This window comes from Kocuria atrinae C3-8, assembly GCF_000286355.1.
Lineage (GTDB): Bacteria > Actinomycetota > Actinomycetes > Actinomycetales > Micrococcaceae > Kocuria > Kocuria atrinae_A.
Window position 1 is genome coordinate 1 of record NZ_AJXN01000168.1, and the last position, 2,330, is coordinate 2,330.

The 2,330-nt window shown below is 58.1% G+C and carries 2 protein-coding genes; one reads left to right on the forward strand and one right to left on the reverse strand.

Annotation, left to right across the window (positions count from 1 at the left end; translation table 11 throughout):
- Nucleotides 1–26 precede the first annotated feature (26 nt).
- Nucleotides 27–890, reverse strand: coding sequence for a transketolase (locus tag YO9_RS0115050; protein ID WP_031273442.1), 864 nt, complete (start codon nucleotides 888–890; stop codon nucleotides 27–29).
- Nucleotides 891–1,367: 477 nt separating this feature from the next.
- Here YO9_RS0115050 and YO9_RS0115055 point away from each other — a divergent pair, with 477 nt between their 5' ends.
- Nucleotides 1,368–2,027 carry a GntR family transcriptional regulator gene (locus YO9_RS0115055; RefSeq protein WP_016998225.1) on the forward strand — a complete coding sequence of 220 codons (660 nt, stop codon included), beginning with the start codon at nucleotides 1,368–1,370 and terminating at the stop codon, nucleotides 2,025–2,027.
- Nucleotides 2,028–2,330 lie beyond the last annotated feature (303 nt).

Here is a 2,330-nt window from a genome sequence, read left to right on the forward strand (position 1 = left end):
CTAACCGTGCAGCAGTCCCGTAGCGTTCATGCCTGGGATGACTCCTTCAGTCGATCATGGGCCTTTTGCCATTCGTCTGCGGCGACACTCATGAAGTGCAACTTCTCTCGGTTCTCCAGGAAGTCGACACCCTTGCCAAGTTTGGTGTTGACGATCAGGCAGCGGGGCTGAGGAGCTTCGCTGCTCCGCAGCTCCTCCAGCGCGTCGAGTACTGCCACCACGTCATTGCCGTCTACCCGGCGGGTGATCCAACCGAAAGCTTCGAACTTTCCCTCGATCGGTTCCATGCCCAGCATGGTCTGGCTCTTGCCGTCTGCCTGTTGGTCATTGAAATCGACAATGGCAATCAGGTTGTCCAGTTCGTGGTGAGCGGCAACCGCTGCGGCTTCCCACGTTGAACCTTCATCCAACTCTCCGTCGGAGAGGATGTTGTAGACGAACGCTTGATTGTTCTTCCGCTTCAACCCCAGAGCCACTCCGTTAGCGATCGTCAGGCCGTGTCCCAAGGAGCCGCCTGAGATCTCTACGCCCGGAGTGTATGAGGCCATTGCAGACATGGGCAGTCTGGAGTCATCGGTCGCGTATGTATCGAGCTCTTCCACGGGCAAGAACTTTGCCTCGGTCAGTGCGGCGTAGAGTGCGATTGCGTAGTGGCCGATGGACAACAAGCATCGATCGCGGTCCTCCCATTCGGGTTCCTCGGGCCGCACATTCAACTGGTCTGCGTAGAGCACGGCCAGGACGTCAGCGATATCGAGAGCTTGGCCGATGTAACCCTGGCCCTGAACCTCGGCCTGGATGAGTGCGTTGGTGCGAATCCGGAAGGCTGCTTCCTTGATCCGTTGGATGCGTTCGGTCCGGGTTGAATCGGATTCAGTGGTGGATGTCATGAACTTCACCTCTGTCGGTAAGAGTGAGTAGCGCGCCCTGACTAGATACATGTCGTAAGCGCATTGTGGTTGTTACTGATTGCTCATTCGCGCCGCGGTGCATGTCGCCACCCCAAGTGCGATTCAACCGTGATGGGACTCCTGAGAGACCAGCTTGGTTTACGGTTGACTGTTAACAGTGAAGCACGTCACGTTCCGGGCCGCAAGAGATTCACTTCTGACCAGCATTCATGCCAGCACCAATCGACCCGTGCAGTGAGGTGATCTGCCCGCTGGAGGGGCCATCGTTGACGGTTGACTGACGAGTATGATCTATAAGCAAGTGGGTGCCACTGTTTCGGTCAATATGCAGCTTGCAAAGAGTCTGCGCTTGTAGGGCGAGTCGGTCAGCTGAAGACTGCTGCTCCCCGTTCTGTGACTCATGGACCGTACTGTCTGGCACCCTGTTGTCTTCGTAGTATGTGAAGGACCGTCTTGATGAGCACTCAAACAGCCGCTCTTGCCGGCCTGGCAAAGGTCAATCTGCGCCAGCAGGCACTGACTGCTCTGCGCCGGGCCATCACTACTGGCGAGTTGCCCCCTGGCACCCATCTGGTTGAGACGGAGCTGTCGGAACAACTGCAAATTAGCCGGGGGACCTTGCGTGAGGCGATGCGGCAGCTGCAGCAGGAAGGGCTCATTACGGCGGGTGCTCGTGGTCGGTTGTCGGTGCGAAGTCTCGATGCCAAAGAGATCCTCGACATTTTTGCCGTGCGGGCCGCTCTGGAATCTCTCGCTGTGCGCACACTGAGTTCCGCGGAAAATGGCGGTGCCGCAGTCAAGGTATTGCGGGAGCGAGTCGAATCCATGCAGCAAGTGGCTGACCGTGCGCTCGAGGAGCGAATCGAGGCGGATCTCGACTTTCATCGAACCCTCTGTCAGCTCACGGGTAACGCCATGCTCATGCATTCCTGGGGCGCGCTAGAGGGGTCGATCCGCATGTCATTCATGTGGGCTGGAGGAGATCGTGCGGTGAGCAATATGCGAGTTGAGCCGCACATGCACATCGTGGATGTCATCGCTTCGGGCGACCCATCCGCCGCTGCGGATTATGTGCTGACGCACATGAATGAGGCGGCAGCGAACCTCGTCCGCTGACGATACGCACGCTGGCGTGCGCTCCATGGCCCCGAGGGGATGAGCCTCTCCATGGGCCGGGTCACTGGCACCCCCTGCCATTCGTCACATTGAACTAATCGGATCATCCTGAAACCTCGCCGGTACCCCAGGGCGCTCGGTCACGCCCGGGAAGCCAGCGACTGAGAGCAAAGTGCGGAGCTGCTCACAACGTCACCCCTGCTCGTGTCCTCGGGCTGCGCGAAAATTCTAATTTCGTAAACCCATTGCACGCTGCATGTGTCCTGTGCCACACTCTTCCTAATTCAGTTGACTGTTAACAGT

Coding starts and splice junctions, on each gene's coding strand:
- YO9_RS0115055 (WP_016998225.1), top strand. CDS start 1,368: ATGAGCACTCAAACAGCCGCTCTTGCCGGCCTGGCAAAGGTCAATCTG.
- YO9_RS0115050 (WP_031273442.1), bottom strand. CDS start 890: ATGACATCCACCACTGAATCCGATTCAACCCGGACCGAACGCATCCAA.